We start from the raw sequence: 13,988 nt of genomic DNA on the forward strand, positions 1-13,988 counted from the left end.
ATTCGCCCAGTGCCGCCCGGCGGCGGAGCTGGAGGCGAGACCGCAAGAGGAAGGGTGCAAATCGAATGGCCGTCATCAAAACGAACGAAGAAGGCATCAAAATGCTGGCCCGCCTTATGCGCGCGGAAGCGGAGGGCGAAGGCCACCTCGGCATGCTGATGGTCGGCAACGTCGGCGTCAACCGCATTCGCGGGAACTGTCTCGATTTTCGCAACATCCGCTCCGTATCCGACATGGCGTTCCAGTCGCCGGGCGGGTTCGAAGCGGTCCAAAAGCCGTATTTTTACCAGAGAGCCCGCGAAGCGGATATCGCGCTCGCCAGACGCGCCGTCAACGGAGAGCGCACTCATCCGGCATCCAACGCGCTATGGTTTTTCCGCCCGTCGGGAGGCTGCCCCGGCACCTGGTACGATCAGACCAATACCGGGCGCTTCAAGGCCCACTGCTTCTTCGCTCCCACGTACGAGGACTGTCCCCGAGTTTATTAAGGCGTCAAAGGAGGATTTACTTTGATTCAAAAAGCTCCCTGGCCGAATACCGCTGCCCCCACGCCTATGCCCATGCCCGTGCCCCAGCCGATGGTCAGCCCCGCGATGACGGGCAACAACGCGTTTCCCGGAACCGCGGGCATGATGCCGATGGGCGTTCCGGGCGGCGTCATGATGCCCCCGATGGCCGCTCCGAGCGGATCCATGATCACGCCCGCCGGGACGACGATGCCGCTGCCGACCGAAGAATCGTATGTAGAAAACATCCTGCGCATGAACCTCGGCAAAGTCGCCACGCTGTACATGACGTACGAAAACAACAGCGAATGGAACGCGAAAATATTCAAGGGCGTGCTGGAGGCGGCCGGACGGGATCATATCATCATCAGCGATCCGGCTACGGGCAGGCGGTTTTTGCTGCTCACCCTGAACCTTGACTATATCACCTTCGACGAACCGCTCAACTACACCTTGCCGTTCGGCACCCAAGGCTGATTCGAATCAGCCGGTTACCGGAACGAACGTCCAAATTCTCAGGCCCTCGCGCCCTCCTTTGATCCAGGGCGTCATCGCCTCCCATCCGGAACGTCCTTCGCGGCGTTCCTTTTCTATTTCGGCGGCTTCGGCCTCGCTTTTCACCCTTCTCAGTTCGACGATAACGCCAGGCTGCGCGGTGTTTTCGAGCAGTTCGACTCCGTTCCACCGCCGCGGCTCCGCGCGCACCCATTCCATATAAGCGGCGCGATGCTGCCGTTCCACGGCATATTCCACGAACAAAATCATTCCGTCTCCTCCAATTTTATAAATTCGGGCGGCCTTGCCCATACTTAAACCCGACAAACGTCATGACGACGAAAGGGGACTTCCAGTTATGGATTCCGGCACGCATCTGCTGTTCGGGCTCGGCCTGGGCGGACTCGCCCTTGTCGATCCGGTCATCGCTTCGCATCCTTACGGCGCTGTCGCCGCGCTGATCGGCACGGTCGCCGGGTCGCAGGCGCCCGATCTCGACGGGCTGCTCCGTTTCAAAAGCAATGCCGATTATATCAGAAACCACCGCGGCTTGTCCCATTCGCTGCCGGCGGTTGTCGGATGGGCGGCGGCGATTTCCCTCCCTTTGGCCGCCTTGTTTCGAGGCCTGCCCTGGTGGCATTTGGCGCTCTGGGTGCTGCTCGCCGTCGTCGTACACGTCGCAAGCGACTTGTTCAACGCCTACGGAACGCAAGCGCTTCGGCCGTTTTCGAAAAAGTGGATCGCCTGGAACATCATTCACATTTTCGATCCGTTTATTTTTTCATCGCATCTCGTGGCCCTTCTGCTTTGGATGACCGGAACCGCGGATCCGAGAGCGATTTTCCCCGTCCTGTACGGATTGATCGTCCTTTATTACGCCTGGCGATGGGCCGTTCGACGCCGGACGGCGGCCAAGGTTCCGAAAACGGATTCCGGGCATCGGCCGGGCGACGACTATACGCTGCTGCCCACCGTTTCCCTTCATCGCTGGAACGTCGTCCGGCTGTCGAAGGACTGCTCGTACACGATCGGCTACTGGGAAAACGGAAAGCTGACCTGGGTCGACCGGACCAGCTGCGATCAGCACCCCGCCATCGACGCTTCAAGGAATATCGCGGACGTTCAGGCGTTTCTGAACGTGACTCCGTTCCCCTGCGGGCAGGTCCATGAACGGCCGTGGGGCTTCGAGGTGCGCTGGATCGACATCCGGTACCGTTACCGCCGGCAATACCCTTTCGTCGCCGTCGCGCTGCTCGATTCCTCCCTGCAGCCGCTTCAGTCTTACGTCGGATGGCTGAGCGACGAACGCCTGGAAAAAAGACTGCGGATGAACACGTACTAAGCGGCCGGGCCTCGGCCGCGGCTATTGACGATTTCGCTTCAAAAGGAGACAATAATAAAAGCCCGAGGGCAACCTCGGGCTTTCGGTCGGGACTATCGAGTCCGATTAACGACCGCCGGTAAACTGTTGACCACCGGAAAGCTGTTGTTCGGCGATGCGGACCAGGTTTTTCGTGATATAACCGCCAAGCGATCCGGCATCACGGGAAGTGACGTTGCCGTAGTATCCGTCGGACGGAATTTGAACGCCGAGGGATTGTGCGGCTTCCATCTTCATGTTTTCCAGGGCACCTTTGGATTCTTTTACAAGTACCCGGTTGCGAGAAGAATTGTTGCTGGCCATGTTGATTGCTCCTTTCGCCTTGCTGAAGTTATTTGCAAGCTTGCTTTTGTAGTATGCAAAGGCGAAAGAAAAATATGCTTCAAGGAGATGAAAAAGATGAAGAAATCTGTGGCATGGGTTTTGGCCTTCGTTTCGGTCGCCTGGATGACCGCCACCGCCATCTCGCTCGACTATAACGTTTGGTTGTCCGCCCTGTTTTTCGTCCTCTGCGGCTGCACGATCGGAATCGGCTTCACCGTCAAATCGCGCAGCCGCAGAAGCCCGCAGTAGGCTTCGGACGTCCGGAGACTAACGGCGGGGGAGCAGGAAGCCCATCGCGTCCTTTACCCGGGCCAGCGTTTGCTCCGCCGCCTCGTTGGCCTTCCGCGCGCCTTCGCGCAGCAAATCGTGAATGGCGCCGGATTCGCGAATTTCCGTATATTTCCGCTGGATCGGTTCAAGGACGGCAACGACTTGCTCCGCCAAATCCTTTTTGAACGCCCCGTATCCCTGTCCCTCGTACCGCGCCTGAACCTCGTCGACCGAAATTCCAGCGCAAAGGGCGTAGATGCTCATCAGATTGCTGACTTCCGGTTTGGTTTGCGGGTCGAACTCGACCTCCCGTCCCAGGTCCGTTTTGGCCCGGGATATTTTTTTGCGGATTTCGTCCGGGGAATCGAGCAGGGAAATGTAGCTTCCCGGATTCGGATTGCTTTTGCTCATTTTTTTGCTTGCGTCGTCCAACGACATGATTCTCGCGCCCACCTTCGGAATATAAGGCTCCGGAATCCGCAGCGTTTCGCCGAAACGGTGATTGAACCGGCCCGCCAGATCGCGCGTCAGCTCCAGATGCTGCTTCTGGTCGTCGCCGACCGGGACGAGATGCGTGTCATACAGCAAAATGTCGGCCGCCATGAGCGGCGGGTAGACGAACAAGCCGGCTCCTACCGCTTCCTTGCCCGCCGATTTGTCCTTGAATTGCGTCATCCGCTCGAGCTCCCCCATATACGACAGCGTCGTCATGATCCAGCCCAGCTCCGCGTGCGCCGGAACGTGCGATTGGACGAAAACGGCCGACTGCTGCGGATCGATGCCCGCCGCGATAAACAAAGCCGCGACCGATTCCGTTTGCTCCCGAAGCGCCGCCGGCTCTTGCGGCACGGTAATCGCGTGCAGATCGACGATCATGTAGAAGCTGTCGTACTCCTCCTGCAGCTTGACGAAGTTTTTCATGGCGCCGATGTAATTGCCGAGCGTCAGCTTGCCGCTTGCTTGAATGCCGGACAGTACCCGCTGTTTCGCGTTTGAATTCATGTAAATGCAATCCCCTTCCTGTTGGCCGGTCCATCTGCCGGCGCTTCCGATTAATCCTGCTAAAAAAACAAAAGACCCCTCGTCCGTAAGGGACGAAGAGGTCGTGGTGCCACCCTTGTTCGCTTCGAAAAACGCGGCGAAACGGCCGCTTGAAGCCTTTGTGTTCCGTAACGCGGAACGGACGGAAAGCAACGGACGCTCCCGGGGACGGACTGAAAAAGAATGCCCGGCGCGTCTTTCCGCTTCGGCTCCGAGTTCCATTCCGCACGGGAGAAGCGCCGGTTCGCAGCGAACACCGGCTCTCTGCCAGCTGTCTCCGTATGCGTACTTGTTCTCGTCATCGCCAATGGCCGATATGCCGACGTAAAGTCGATTGAAATTCATTATACTCCCCCGCGCCGGGAAGTCAACCTCCCCGGTTCTTGCCAACGGGAGATCGAGCATACGCTAAACTAACGCCTGTCCCCATCAAGCCGTAAGGAAGTGATGAACGTGACGGTTTCCAGGTTCAGTCTCGCCGCGGCCGCGGTCGCGACGTTCATTTTGGCATATGCGGCTTATGCCGCCCGCTTGCCGCTGGAACGCCTGTTTCCGTTTTACCGGGCGTTTGCCGGGCTTTTGTTCGAGGCGCTGCCTTTTCTCATTGCCGGGGCCGTCCTGTCCGCTTTGCTGGAGACGGTCGTTCCCGACCGCTTCGTCCAGCGGCTCGCCCCCCGCGGGAAAGCCGGCGGCATCCTGTTCGGAAGCTTGCTCGGCCTCGCTCTCCCCATTTGCGAATGCGGCATGATCCCCGTCGTCCGAAGACTGATCCGCAAAGGCCTTCCGCCCTTCGTCGGCTTCTCTTACCTGGCTGCGGGGCCCGTCCTGAATCCGATCGTCTTCGCCTCGACGCTGACCGCCCTCGGAGCGCATTCCGGACTTGTCAACGCGCGGTTCGCGCTTGCGTTCGCCGTGGCGGTCGCGCTCGGGCTGATCGCGGCTTTCGCGATGGGCGGCCGCGATCCGCTGCGAGCGAACGGCGGCGGAACGGCGGCGGCGTCTTCGTTTCACGACCATGACCACGAAACGATGTTCGGTCCGCGCGGTAAGGGAGGTTCGCTGCCGGAGCGAATGCGGGCTTGGAAAAGCAAAGCCGCGCATATCGGCTCCCACGCGGCGGAAGATTTGCGCGATACGGGCAACTATTTGATCGTCGGCTGCATGTTCGCGGCTTTTTTGCAAACCGCTCTGCAGCCCGAACAGCTTGCCGCCGCGGCCGGACACCATTTTTTTACGCATTTGTTCATGATGGGACTCGCCTTCGTATTGTCGCTGTGCTCCACCGCGGACGCCTTCGTGGCCGCTTCCTTCGCGGCGTACGTGCCGCAAGGAGCGCTGTTGTCGTTTCTTGTCTTCGGTCCCATGTTCGATATGAAAACGCTGCTGATGATGCTCGCCGTATTCAAAAACAAATTCGTCCTGCTGTTCGCGTTCCTCGCCGTTTGGCTCGTGCTGGCCGGTTCCGTGCTGTTCGAAAAATGGGGATGGGTTTGACGGCCCGTGACGGGGGCACGCCGCAAACCAAAAAAGAGCGGCCCCCTTCGCCGGGAGCCGCTCTCGCGCTGACGTCCTCGCTTCCTATTCGCCGGAAATGCCCCGGCGGTCGTGCTTCTTCGGGTGCAGCCGGAACAAAACGTTGGCCATATTGTAGTTGGACTCGAACTGTACGCTTACTTGAACCTTGTCCTGGCGAAGCGCGAAATCGTATGTAATCTCGCCGTGAGTCCAGCCGTTTTTGCGGGTGATCGCTTCGACCGCCGTGCGGCGCAGAGCCGTTACTTGGGCCGAGGTCAATCCGGGAGAGCTCCCCTTGCCCGCTCTTGCCTGGTCGATGTCAATCGGCAAATGGCGGATGCCGAATTTCCCCACCGTATCGTTGCGAATTTGCAGCACGATCGTTCCGGCCGTCATGCCCTTCAGCTCATTTTCAAGCTGTTGCAGGGCCATGTCTACTTGCCTGATCAATGGGACCTGTTCCGAATGCATCATTCTCCTCCTTATGCACGAAATTTCAAAAGCGGTATGTATTCCCATGAGTCGATAGGACTATTATATGAAAATATTTAGAAAATTACAATCATTTTGTCTGGAAATGTCGTAAAAAGATTTTCGCAAAAGGGGCTTTCGAACGAAGCGACGGAGAGGCAGGTCCTCATCCTCTCCGCCGTTCTCTCGCTTTTTTCGCTTACCCCTTCAAGCCGAGCGCGCAAAATTCGTCCACGTCCGCAACGGCGCGTTCGACCGCCGCTTTCCAAAATTCCGGCTCGTCCAGCCGCACGCCCAAATGCCGGGAGCCGAGCTGCTCGACCGTCATCCGCCCGGTGTCCCGCAGAAGCAGATCGTACCGCTTGGCGAAGGACGGCCCCTCGGCTTCGGCCACCGCCGCGATTCCCGTGCTGAACAAGTAACCGAACGTGTATGGGAAATTGTAAAACGGCACGTCGGTCAAATAAAAATGCAGCTTCGAAGCCCAAAAATGCGGATGCCACGAGGACAGCGCCCCGCCGAACGCTTCGCGCTGCGCTTCGAGCATCAGCTCGCCTAGCCGCTCCGCCTCGAGCATGCCTTTGGAACGTTCGTCGTAAAACCTCGTTTCGAACAAAAAACGCGCGCGGATGTTCATGCAAAACGCGGCGGCGCGCTGCAGCCTTTCGTCCAGCAGCGCAAGCCTTGCGGCGTCGCCGTCCGCCAAGCGAAGCAGCGCGTCGCTGACCAGCCCTTCCGCGAACGTCGACGCGGTTTCGGCCACGTTCATCGCGTAATCCTGCGCGAACGGCGGCAGCCCGTGCACGAGCGAGCTGTGATAGGCGTGGCCGAGCTCGTGCGCCAATGTCGAGACGTTCCCCGGCGTTCCGGAATACGTCATAAAAATACGGGTTTGCCCGCTTTCGGGAAAATCGGTGCAAAATCCCCCCGGGCGCTTGCCCGGACGGTCTTCCGCCTCGATCCAGCGCTCGCCGAACGCTCTTTTCGCGAGGGCGGCCATGTCCGGCGAAAAGGCGCCGAACGCGGATTCGATCAGGGCGGCCGCTTCGGCATACGGAATGACGGCCGCGTTTTCCCCGACGGGCGCTTCGACGTCGTGCCATGCGAGCCGATCCTTGCCCATCAGCCGCGCTTTGGCCGACATGTACCGTTGCAGAGGCTCAAGAGCGCCCGCCGCAGCCGTCCACATGGCGTCCAGCGTGTCGCGGCTCATCCGGTTCAGCTTGAGCGGCTCCCGAAGCGGATCGTTCCAGCCTCTGGCGCCGTACAGCTTCAACCGGAAGCCGGCGATCCGGTTGAGCGCGTCGGCGCACAAATCCGCCTGCCCGGACCAGGCATCTTCCCAGCGGCGCCCCATTTCGTCCCGGACCGCCGCGTCCGGATGGTCCAGCTTGTTGGCCGCCTGTCCAGCGGACAATCGGACGGTTTCCCCGTTCTCTTCCCACGGAATCGAAATTCGGGCGACGATCGTCTGATAATGCTCGGCCCAGCCGTGATAGCCGTCCACGGCCAGCTCTCCGGCCAGACCTTCGAGGGCCGGGGGCAATTTGTCCTTAACCGCGTCGCGCCGCTCGCGAAGCAGAAACGCCACCTCCGCGCGGCCGCCCGACGCGGACCATTCCTCCCACTTCCGTTCCGAAAGCGAAGCCAGCTTGACGTCGTACAGATCGGAGGCCTGGCGAAACCGCGCGGCGAGCGTCTGCACCCGTTCGGTCCAGGCGACCGCCTTGCGGTCGTCCATCCGCTGCGACGTCAAGCAGCCGATGAAAGAATCGGCTTGCCGCAGCCGGGACAGCGCCCTTTGCAGCCCGTCGGTCCACAACCCAAGGCGGTCCTTGAAGGAATCGTCCCCCGCTTCTCCGTCGCTTGCTTTCAATTCGCCAAGCAGCTGGCCGACAAGCCGCTCCGTTTCTTCGAAAAAAGCGGCGAAAACGGGCGATTCCGATCCGCCCGGAAACAAAACGTCCAGGTCCCATCTTTGCGTTTCGCGTTCGTTCGTTTGCGTCATTCGCTTCCTTCCCCCTACTCGCGGTTCCCCCGCGGAAATATGCGCGTTGCGCGCGGCCTTGCGCTGATGTATCGTTAACGTATGTACACAGGAGGTGCCGAAATTGATTCCTTTCGGTAACAGTTTACCATACGATATTCAAATGAATGAAGTTTACGCTTCCGAATGTCCGTTCTGCGGCCAGTCCCACGTGCGCCTTCCGATCAAACCGGCGGAAGTCCGCGACCTGCGCGCCGGGCCCGGCAAGCGGGCGGTCGTCTTTCCGTGCTGCCGCACGCGAATCCAGCTGATCGACTCCGACGACGATTATTTGATGGCGGACAAGCCGATCCCCCGAAAATAAAAAAAGCATGGCGGAGAGACTTCCCTCTTCGCCGTGCTTGCAACGGTGCGCCGATGCTCAAGCCCCGCTCTGCATTTCCTCCGGCAGCTCCTGTCCTTTTTGCTGCATCTCCTCGCGAATGAGCGTCCACTGCTCCCGGGAGGCGCGGATCATCGCCCCGTCCGTAATGGACTTGTCGTGAATGACGCGCGAAAACCAGCGCACGGCTTCGCGCGGATCGCCGAGCCTGCGGTGCAGCTCCCCGATGACGTACAGCAAACGCGCATTGTTGAGCGATCCGCGCTCGGCTTCGTAAACCCGTACGTAAGCATCCAAAGCGAACCGGAGAAACCGCATCTCCTGTTCCTTCTGGCCCGCGTTGCGATAAAGCCAGGCGATGTGATGCAGCAGGCCGGAGATGACCCGGTCCTTTTCGCCTACCGCCTGGGCCGTCAGCAGGGCGAGCTTATAGCATTCCAACGCCGCTTCCGGCGTTCTTTCGCCGCTGTAATCCCGCATCTTCCATTGATGGCCGAGCTTTTCCAAATAGGCTTGCTTTTGTTTATCGTAAAGGCGGTCGCTGAAATTTTCCGTCGACGCGAAGCCGCAATAGGGGCAAACCCTGACAACGTAATAATCCGGATTGATGACGTCGAAATACGCGCAAAAATCGCTGTCGGTACGAATCGGCCTCTTGAAGCTCGGGCGAACGCGGGAGGTTGCGAACGTATTTTCGCAGCAGGCGCAAACGATTTTGGACTGATAGAGCGGTTCCATCGGAATTCCTCCTCGGGCGGCGGCAGGTTTTTCTTCAAGTCGGCGCCGTGCTTTAATTAAGTATTGATAAAGTGATAAGCAGGTCCCGAAAGCCTTGTCAGCATGAGCTCCTGCAGCTCGGCGGGAATCGCCGTTTCGGCCAGCGCGCGACTCATGCAGTCCAGCCAAGCGTCCGCCCGCTCCCGCGTGATCGGAAACGGAAGATGACGGGCCCGCATCATCGGATGGCCGTGCTCGTCGGAATAAAGCGTCGGCCCGCCGAAAAACTGGGTCAAAAACTGATATTGCTTTTCCATGACCGGATCGATGTTCTCCGGAAACAAAGGCGATAGCAAGGGATGGGCTTGCACTTTCGGGTAAAACTTTTGCACCAGTTCCCGAATGGCCGGAGCGCCTCCCGCGGCCTCGTATATCGTATCGTAGTTCATAAGAAGCAACCCCCATTTCGAGTAGGACGACATTCGCGGAATCACCTGGGACTATTTGCCTTCACAGGCTACTTCATTATACCATAAAAGACCCGGAACTTATCTCCCAAAAAAACAAAAAACGCCCTTTCGGGCGGGACTAGCGAAATGGCTCGGATTCGGCTTCCGTTTTCGTTTCCGTTTCATCTTCGGCCGAATGCAGCGATTCCCGGATTACGTACACGAAAGCGCACGCAATGATGCCTGCCACGATTGCCGCCACGTTCATCCCTCCGCTTCGTTGCGCCGTTGTCGATCCCGACCGGATTCGTAGTTCTATTTTATCATATCCTCCCGGCGGTTAACAGGTTATTATTGCAAGCGATTTCAAAAAAGACCGATGCAATTTCGACGGTTTGTACACATATAGTTAAGGACAAGACAACGCGAGCGGAAGGATGGAGAAGATGAGCAAACGGATGACCGCAAGCGATCCGGTACGGCTGGTCAAAAAAACGATGCTGCTCGGAACGGGATTGCTCGCGCTGTGGATCGGAGGCATGGCGCTCACGATGCCGGGCGAAGCGCTCCAGGCGTCGCTGCGCGGGCTGGCCGTCTGGTGGGAGGTGCTGTTCCCGGCGCTGTTCCCTTTCTTCGTGCTGTCGGAGCTGCTGCTCGGCTTCGGCGTCGTCCATTTGACCGGCACGCTCCTGGATCCGCTCATGCGGCCGCTGTTTCGCATTCCGGGCGTCGGCGGATTTGTCGTGGCGATGGGGTTCGCCTCCGGCTATCCGGTCGGAGCGCGGCTGACGTCGCGGCTGATGGAGCAGCGGCTCGTCAATCGCGAGGAAGGGGAACGGCTCGTTGCGATGACGACGTCCTCGGATCCGATATTTTTGATCGGGGCGGTTTGCATCGGGTTTTTCGGGCGGGCGGACATCGCGCCCGTCATGGCGGCCGCCCATTACGGCGGCGCCATGCTGCTCGGCCTGGCGCTTCGGGGGCGCGGGCGGACCGCCGAGGCCGGGAAGCCGGAAGCTTCGGGAGCTTCGTCCCCGGTCCTCCCGGAGGACGGGGGCAGGATGCGCCGAGCGCTGGCCGCGATGCACCACGCGCGCCTGGCCGACGGACGGCCGTTCGGCGTCATGCTGCAAGACGCGTTGGAATCGTCGATCCGGCTGATGATCGTCGTCGGCGGGCTTGTCGTCTTTTTCTCGGTCGCTCTCGAGCTGCTCCTTCACAGCGGCATTCTTTCCGCGCTTCGATCCGGCCTCGGCGCCGTCCTCGGCGCGATCGGTCTCGTTCCCGGCCTGGCCGAAGCGGTCGTGCAGGGGTCCTTCGAAGTGACGCTCGGATCCCGGGCGGCGGCGGAAGCCGCGAAGACGGCTCCGCTGATCGATCAGGTCGCCGCCGGCGCTTTCGTCCTCTCGTGGGCCGGGCTTTCCGTCCACGCCCAAGTGGCCGGGCTGATGAGCCGGACGTCCTGGCGGTATTTGCCTTTTTTGCGCGCCAGATTGCTGCATGCCGCCTTCGCCGTTGGCTTGATCTATTTGCTCTGGCCGCTCCTCGGCCCGCATGGCGGTTAATCCCGGGCGCGGCGAGGCTTAGCCATTGTGCTTGCGGCTTCGATTGTTTATCATCGTATTGAAGATCGCATTCAGACAACCTGCTGCGGAAGGAGCTGCAACCTTGAAATATGCGCTGCTAGACCGGGGCGACCGGCTATCCCGCCAATTGGCGGAGCAGTTTCATACCCTTGCCCAGGAGCGCGGGCTCATAAGCGACGAGCAAGCCCCCGATATCGTGTTGTCGATCGGCGGCGACGGAACGCTGCTGCAAGCTTTTCACCGGTTTCGCGACAAAGTGAACAAGGTCGCTTTCGTGGGCGTCCACACCGGACACCTCGGGTTTTACGCCGACTGGCAAAAAAACGAACTGACCGAATTGGTCGAGCTGATGGCGACGACGGAGCCGAAAACCGTCCGCTATCCCCTCATCAAGGTGGAAATCGTCACCGACGGGGGCACCTCGGTGTATATGGCGCTCAACGAATTCACGCTGAAAAGCGTGGACGGAACGCTCGTCGCGCAGATCAACATCAACGACGAACCTTTCGAAATGTTCCGCGGCGACGGCATCGTCGTCTCCACTCCCTCCGGCAGCACCGCGTATAACAAAAGCGTCGGGGGAGCCGTCATCCATCCGCATCTCGAAGCGCTCCAGATCGCGGAAATCGCTTCGATCAACAATCGGGTGTATCGGACGCTCGGCTCTTCGTTCATTTTGCCGAAGCACCATCACTGCGACATCGCCACCGATCCGGAAGAGCCGCTGGCGATCGGCATCGACCACCTGATCATGCAATTTCACGAGGTGCGCTCGATCGTCTGCTCGGTTGCCGACGAAAAAGTGCGTTTCGCCCGTTACCGCCCGTTGCCGTTCTGGAATCGGGTGCGCGAAGCGTTCATCGGGCTCAACCGGGAGGACATGGCGCCGACCCAGAAGCGTCCGCGATAATGCCGGCTCGCGCTCCGATCGGCGAAAGCCGGCTGCCCGTCTTGTCAAAACGATTTCGGATCGGAAGCGATACTGAAAAGCGATATTTTGTATCGTCTCCGATCTGAAAAACGCCTGACGGCGTCCTTGAAAAGCGGGGGGCATGAGGTTGACAGCCGTCACGCGCCGTCGAACCTCAGCGAACGGTTTTCCTTGTACCTTTAACAGGAGTTTAGTGTGATGGCGCCAGAGGAGGCAGCATGCTAGTACTCAACAAATTTCCTGTGGGATGAGCGGGGAGTACGCAGGGTTGAGCGGGGTTTACGCTGGGTTTTGCGAAGCTTGGTTGGATTTTGTCCAATCAAAATCGTTTTTTTCACGAGACGCGTCATTTTCGTTGGATTTTGTCCAATCTGGCGTGGCCTTTTCCTCGTTTTCACCCAAATTCCAAGCTCCTCGTTGGATAAAATCCACTCTAGACAACGGTTTCCCCGTTTTCCGCTCCCTTGATTGGACAAAATCCACTATACATGCAATAAACCTAACGCGAAATCCAGTACCGAGTTGGTTTGTCATTATTATTTCCTTTGACCTAATATTTTACATGTCGTTTGGATGGGGAGAGGAAAAACGAGCAACAGGGGAGGAATCGCAGAAAAAATTGCCAAAAAAAGGTTTGGATCCAAATGGTTTCGTTACGGGACTAGAATCTTCACAACCTCACGTTCATTTTTGCCTCTGCCAGGTTGAATCCGAGGGACGGTCTTGGCTTGTTTTCGCTTTTGCCTTCCCCGACTGGTTCGTTCCGTAGGTTTATTCAAGATGGCGACGAACCGCTTCCACTGGTATTGGCTGTAATGACGCAAATAACGAACAAAGTTAAACAGGGTCAACTTGTTCGGCGTTTGCCGATGCACGAGCTGGCACAACAGATAGCTAATGACGCCCAGATACAACTGAGCCCATACGGCATTCGGATCATGGTTGTGAAAGGTGATCGTCGTCAGGTGTTGCTTGATCCACTTAAAAAACAACTCAATTTGCCATCTGCAGCGATAGACTTCCCCTACGTCCGCGGCGCTAAGATCGAAGCGGTTGGTCAGCAGCCTGTAGGTCCGACCCTTCTCGTCCTGGAACTCCACCAAGCGAAACGGCCGATGGGTTTTCGTCTTCTTGTCGTAGATCGTGACGGTTGCATCCCGCAGGATCGGCGTGTCGGCCTTCACAGGGTGCTCCTGCAATACCGTGAACGTGTTGGTCGTTTTAAGTCGGGCCACAAAGGTAATGCCGTCTTTCGCCCATGCACAAAAGCGCGTGTAATTCACGTAGCCCCGGTCCAAAATGTAGGTCAGATCCTTGCGTGTCACGAGCTCATCAACCGCCATCTGATCAGAGACCCCAACCGTGGACAAGACGATCCGGTCCGGAAAGGGATTTTCTTCGTCCAAGCATAGCAGCCGAGTGTGCATCTTCACCCCCTTGGTTCGATCCTGATAAAAGGCCCAATCGCCAAACACAAACGGAAGAAGGAAACTGCTTGAATCGATAGGGGCCAGTTTACCCAAATGACCAACTCCCTTGGCGCCTGGCATCAGTTGTTGCAGTCGGGAGGCTAATCGATTGAAGATGCACTGCAAGTATTCCAAGGGCAGTTTCGCCAGCTTTCGATTCAGCGTCGAGGCATGAACGGAAGACACGCCAGTCAGTTCTTGAAGATAGGGATCGGTAGCCAAATGGAGCTGAATATCTTCCAAGGTCCTTCGCTGTTGAATTTCCCCCTCGATACATAACAGGATGGCCGCGGTGATCGTCAATTTTTTTGAATAGCGATCCGCTAGAGGAAGTCTTCTTATATGGAGTTTAAGTTCTTTTAAACACTTGCGCATAACCGTTTTTTGGTGTATATTGCCCATGGGTTTGTTCTCCTTTGTAGGGAAATGGGCAATTTTGTCTGCTTCCTCTACAATAGGAGACT

18 protein-coding genes are annotated in these 13,988 nt (G+C 58.3%); 8 read left to right on the plus strand and 10 right to left on the minus strand.

The features are described 5' to 3' along the window. The first annotated feature begins 65 nt into the window (after positions 1 to 65). Together B7E11_RS10440 and gerQ are read left to right on the plus strand one after the other, a co-directional pair. Entirely contained in the window at positions 66 to 488 is a 423-nt protein-coding gene (locus tag B7E11_RS10440; protein WP_080834107.1) for a cell wall hydrolase, read from the plus strand. Between the two features lie 21 nt (positions 489 to 509). Further along, positions 510 to 983, plus strand: a complete 474-nt coding sequence (gene gerQ / locus B7E11_RS10445) for a spore coat protein GerQ (RefSeq protein WP_425430063.1) — start codon at positions 510 to 512, stop codon at positions 981 to 983. Positions 984 to 989: 6 nt separating this feature from the next. Here the strand turns inward: gerQ and B7E11_RS10450 are convergent, their stop codons facing one another. After that, positions 990 to 1,271 carry a hypothetical protein gene (locus tag B7E11_RS10450; RefSeq protein WP_080834109.1) on the minus strand — a complete coding sequence of 94 codons (282 nt, stop codon included), beginning with the start codon at positions 1,269 to 1,271 and terminating at the stop codon, positions 990 to 992. Positions 1,272 to 1,359: 88 nt separating this feature from the next. On the opposite strand from B7E11_RS10450, the gene B7E11_RS10455 reads away from it, so the two are divergent. After that, on the plus strand, positions 1,360 to 2,343 hold the full coding sequence (locus B7E11_RS10455) for a metal-dependent hydrolase (RefSeq protein WP_080834111.1): 984 nt from the start codon (positions 1,360 to 1,362) through the stop codon (positions 2,341 to 2,343). Between the two features lie 105 nt (positions 2,344 to 2,448). Here the strand turns inward: B7E11_RS10455 and B7E11_RS10460 are convergent, their stop codons facing one another. Then, complete coding sequence (locus tag B7E11_RS10460) at positions 2,449 to 2,685, minus strand: alpha/beta-type small acid-soluble spore protein (protein WP_080834113.1); 237 nt, start codon at positions 2,683 to 2,685, stop codon at positions 2,449 to 2,451. Positions 2,686 to 2,781: 96 nt separating this feature from the next. Here B7E11_RS10460 and B7E11_RS29505 point away from each other — a divergent pair, with 96 nt between their 5' ends. Continuing rightward, positions 2,782 to 2,955: a DUF5325 family protein gene (locus tag B7E11_RS29505; protein ID WP_176220685.1), complete on the plus strand. Its 174-nt coding sequence runs from the start codon at positions 2,782 to 2,784 to the stop codon at positions 2,953 to 2,955. Between the two features lie 18 nt (positions 2,956 to 2,973). On the opposite strand, the gene trpS is transcribed toward B7E11_RS29505, so the two are convergent. Further along, positions 2,974 to 3,978, minus strand: a complete 1,005-nt coding sequence (gene trpS / locus B7E11_RS10465; RefSeq protein ID WP_080835432.1) for a tryptophan--tRNA ligase — start codon at positions 3,976 to 3,978, stop codon at positions 2,974 to 2,976. A 492-nt stretch (positions 3,979 to 4,470) separates the two neighbouring features. Here trpS and B7E11_RS10470 point away from each other — a divergent pair, with 492 nt between their 5' ends. After that, a complete protein-coding gene (locus B7E11_RS10470; RefSeq protein ID WP_176220686.1) occupies positions 4,471 to 5,511 on the plus strand; it encodes a permease in 1,041 nt (346 codons plus the stop codon). A gap of 84 nt (positions 5,512 to 5,595) precedes the next feature. Here B7E11_RS10470 and B7E11_RS10475 read toward each other — a convergent pair whose 3' ends face one another. Both B7E11_RS10475 and B7E11_RS10480 read right to left on the minus strand, forming a co-directional pair. Then, positions 5,596 to 6,003 carry an O-methyltransferase gene (locus B7E11_RS10475; protein WP_080834120.1) on the minus strand — a complete coding sequence of 136 codons (408 nt, stop codon included), beginning with the start codon at positions 6,001 to 6,003 and terminating at the stop codon, positions 5,596 to 5,598. Positions 6,004 to 6,202: 199 nt separating this feature from the next. After that, positions 6,203 to 8,011 carry a M3 family oligoendopeptidase gene (locus B7E11_RS10480; RefSeq protein WP_080834122.1) on the minus strand — a complete coding sequence of 603 codons (1,809 nt, stop codon included), beginning with the start codon at positions 8,009 to 8,011 and terminating at the stop codon, positions 6,203 to 6,205. 103 nt (positions 8,012 to 8,114) lie between these two features. Here B7E11_RS10480 and B7E11_RS10485 point away from each other — a divergent pair, with 103 nt between their 5' ends. Further along, on the plus strand, positions 8,115 to 8,354 hold the full coding sequence (locus B7E11_RS10485; RefSeq protein ID WP_080834124.1) for a hypothetical protein: 240 nt from the start codon (positions 8,115 to 8,117) through the stop codon (positions 8,352 to 8,354). Positions 8,355 to 8,411: 57 nt separating this feature from the next. Here B7E11_RS10485 and B7E11_RS10490 read toward each other — a convergent pair whose 3' ends face one another. The 3 genes from B7E11_RS10490 to B7E11_RS30620 form a co-directional block, all read right to left on the minus strand. Further along, on the minus strand, positions 8,412 to 9,110 hold the full coding sequence (locus B7E11_RS10490; RefSeq protein WP_080834126.1) for a DUF2225 domain-containing protein: 699 nt from the start codon (positions 9,108 to 9,110) through the stop codon (positions 8,412 to 8,414). 56 nt (positions 9,111 to 9,166) lie between these two features. Next, a complete protein-coding gene (locus B7E11_RS10495) occupies positions 9,167 to 9,538 on the minus strand; it encodes a globin domain-containing protein (protein WP_080835435.1) in 372 nt (123 codons plus the stop codon). Positions 9,539 to 9,677: 139 nt separating this feature from the next. Further along, a complete protein-coding gene (locus B7E11_RS30620; protein WP_281256501.1) occupies positions 9,678 to 9,800 on the minus strand; it encodes a hypothetical protein in 123 nt (40 codons plus the stop codon). A gap of 184 nt (positions 9,801 to 9,984) precedes the next feature. On the opposite strand from B7E11_RS30620, the gene B7E11_RS10500 reads away from it, so the two are divergent. Both B7E11_RS10500 and B7E11_RS10505 read left to right on the plus strand, forming a co-directional pair. Beyond that, positions 9,985 to 11,103 (plus strand): nucleoside recognition domain-containing protein, encoded by a 1,119-nt coding sequence (locus tag B7E11_RS10500; RefSeq protein ID WP_080834128.1) that lies wholly within the window; start codon positions 9,985 to 9,987, stop codon positions 11,101 to 11,103. A 103-nt stretch (positions 11,104 to 11,206) separates the two neighbouring features. Further along, on the plus strand, positions 11,207 to 12,034 hold the full coding sequence (locus B7E11_RS10505; RefSeq protein WP_080834129.1) for an NAD kinase: 828 nt from the start codon (positions 11,207 to 11,209) through the stop codon (positions 12,032 to 12,034). A 300-nt stretch (positions 12,035 to 12,334) separates the two neighbouring features. Here the strand turns inward: B7E11_RS10505 and B7E11_RS30625 are convergent, their stop codons facing one another. Beyond that, positions 12,335 to 12,457: a hypothetical protein gene (locus B7E11_RS30625; RefSeq protein ID WP_275901468.1), complete on the minus strand. Its 123-nt coding sequence runs from the start codon at positions 12,455 to 12,457 to the stop codon at positions 12,335 to 12,337. Positions 12,458 to 12,708: 251 nt separating this feature from the next. Continuing rightward, complete coding sequence (locus tag B7E11_RS10510; RefSeq protein WP_080834131.1) at positions 12,709 to 13,926, minus strand: IS4 family transposase; 1,218 nt, start codon at positions 13,924 to 13,926, stop codon at positions 12,709 to 12,711. Between the last annotated feature and the right edge of the window lie 62 nt (positions 13,927 to 13,988).

It is taken from the genome of Cohnella massiliensis, from assembly GCF_900169535.1.
GTDB lineage: Bacteria > Bacillota > Bacilli > Paenibacillales > Paenibacillaceae > Cohnella > Cohnella algarum.

What these genes read in the sequence shown, in the direction of transcription:
- B7E11_RS10490 (WP_080834126.1), bottom strand. Translation starts at nt 9,110, where the DNA reads ATGGAACCGCTCTATCAGTCCAAAATCGTTTGCGCCTGCTGCGAAAAT.
- B7E11_RS10495 (WP_080835435.1), bottom strand. Translation starts at nt 9,538, where the DNA reads ATGAACTACGATACGATATACGAGGCCGCGGGAGGCGCTCCGGCCATT.
- B7E11_RS10500 (WP_080834128.1), top strand. Translation starts at nt 9,985, where the DNA reads ATGAGCAAACGGATGACCGCAAGCGATCCGGTACGGCTGGTCAAAAAA.
- B7E11_RS10480 (WP_080834122.1), bottom strand. Translation starts at nt 8,011, where the DNA reads ATGACGCAAACGAACGAACGCGAAACGCAAAGATGGGACCTGGACGTT.
- trpS (WP_080835432.1), bottom strand. Translation starts at nt 3,978, where the DNA reads ATGAATTCAAACGCGAAACAGCGGGTACTGTCCGGCATTCAAGCAAGC.
- B7E11_RS10460 (WP_080834113.1), bottom strand. Translation starts at nt 2,685, where the DNA reads ATGGCCAGCAACAATTCTTCTCGCAACCGGGTACTTGTAAAAGAATCC.
- B7E11_RS29505 (WP_176220685.1), top strand. Translation starts at nt 2,782, where the DNA reads ATGAAGAAATCTGTGGCATGGGTTTTGGCCTTCGTTTCGGTCGCCTGG.
- B7E11_RS10455 (WP_080834111.1), top strand. Translation starts at nt 1,360, where the DNA reads ATGGATTCCGGCACGCATCTGCTGTTCGGGCTCGGCCTGGGCGGACTC.
- B7E11_RS10510 (WP_080834131.1), bottom strand. Translation starts at nt 13,926, where the DNA reads ATGGGCAATATACACCAAAAAACGGTTATGCGCAAGTGTTTAAAAGAA.
- B7E11_RS10440 (WP_080834107.1), top strand. Translation starts at nt 66, where the DNA reads ATGGCCGTCATCAAAACGAACGAAGAAGGCATCAAAATGCTGGCCCGC.
- B7E11_RS10475 (WP_080834120.1), bottom strand. Translation starts at nt 6,003, where the DNA reads ATGCATTCGGAACAGGTCCCATTGATCAGGCAAGTAGACATGGCCCTG.
- B7E11_RS10450 (WP_080834109.1), bottom strand. Translation starts at nt 1,271, where the DNA reads ATGATTTTGTTCGTGGAATATGCCGTGGAACGGCAGCATCGCGCCGCT.